The organism is Candidatus Termitispirillum reticulitermitis, assembly GCF_054655775.1.
This window is the reverse complement of sequence record NZ_BAAIHG010000147.1, coordinates 1-1,289: the sequence shown is the minus strand read 5'-3', so window position 1 is coordinate 1,289 and position 1,289 is coordinate 1. Positions and strand designations below refer to the sequence as shown.

Below are 1,289 nucleotides of genomic sequence, written 5' to 3'. Positions count from 1 at the left end.
TCTTTAACCCATTAGCCATATCTAAGCCAGCTTTGCTACCTATGGCATTAGCTAGTTTATCTATTAGGTCTTGAATGGTATCTTCCCCTTCAAGGGTAACCTCTGCCTGTTTGCCATTGCCATATATAGTTATAGTCTGCGTATTATCAAGCAACATTCGTCCGTCCCCATTAGTGAACACCAATCTGCCACCAGCAGTAGCGTCTTTCAGCTTGACCTCTGCGGGTGTTGACACTGCCCAGCCCCAAGTGCCGCCTATTTTATCCTCTGGCACGTTCCAGTCCCTATCCCAGCTAATCTTTATCTCCTTAAACTCCCCATTCTCTATAGTCATAGCTGTGAACTCAACGTGACCATTAGGGTCACGAACATCCCAGAATACCTGCGGGATAACATTGCCACCAGTAGTATTCGTTCCATTAGGCACGTCAATCTCTATGCGAACATTCTTGATACCATCCATATTCGCAGGATTGATATTCCAGTTGGTGGTGGGGTCTGACCACGTACTAATGCCCGGTATAACCTCCACATCGGGGCTATTCGCTTGGTAGTAAAACAAAGCCTTGTCGCCAACTGCCATGCTATTAACAGCACTTGCAGAGATAAAATACGAAAGAGCGGTATAAGTGCCAGTAGCAGTATTTGGCGTATATATGCCTGCCCTATAATTCATAATTCCATCCCAATTGAAGAGTGTTCCAAAAGCAGCTGGATAATGCTTTGTTCCGTCGGCAGGGTCCACGTAAAATGAGCGAAGATAGTTGTTAGTATCGCCACCGCCTTGAAGCTGCCATGCTCTTGTGCCATCAGCAAGGTCTATGTAGTAGGTAGTGCCCATGTTAGTAGCAGTTTGTGTATGTGTTACGCCTCCTACGGCGTCAGCTGAGGAAACTATCTCATATCCCATATAAAAGCCTGAAAAGTTATCATACGGATAGCTGTAGCCTTCAATCTGATAGTTAGTGGAAACACCATCGTTGGTTACAGTAGATGTGAATAAAGTAGTAACCCCATGTAATTGCTCTAATATCACTTGTCTGTAGCCAGCAACATTGTTTGTCTGAAGCCCACCAGTCGTAGGCACCGCCCAGTTGTTGCCGGTAACTTGAGATGGCTCTATATGTACTGTATCATCGCTTACGGTGAACTTCACTGCGTTGTTATCCAGCCCCTCTACTACGACATTCGTTATCCCACTAGGGTAGCTGAGACGTTTAGTATAGTCCATGAGTTGTGCTGTCTGATAGACTGCATTTTCCCCTGCCTTAGTGCTAAATGTTAGCTTG

General features: G+C 45.5%; 1 protein-coding gene. It reads right to left on the bottom strand.

The genetic code is table 11. The features are described 5' to 3' along the window. A partial coding sequence (locus AC1MDJ_RS07895) for a hypothetical protein (protein ID WP_479690374.1) occupies window positions 1-1,289 on the bottom strand: 1,289 nt, incomplete at both ends.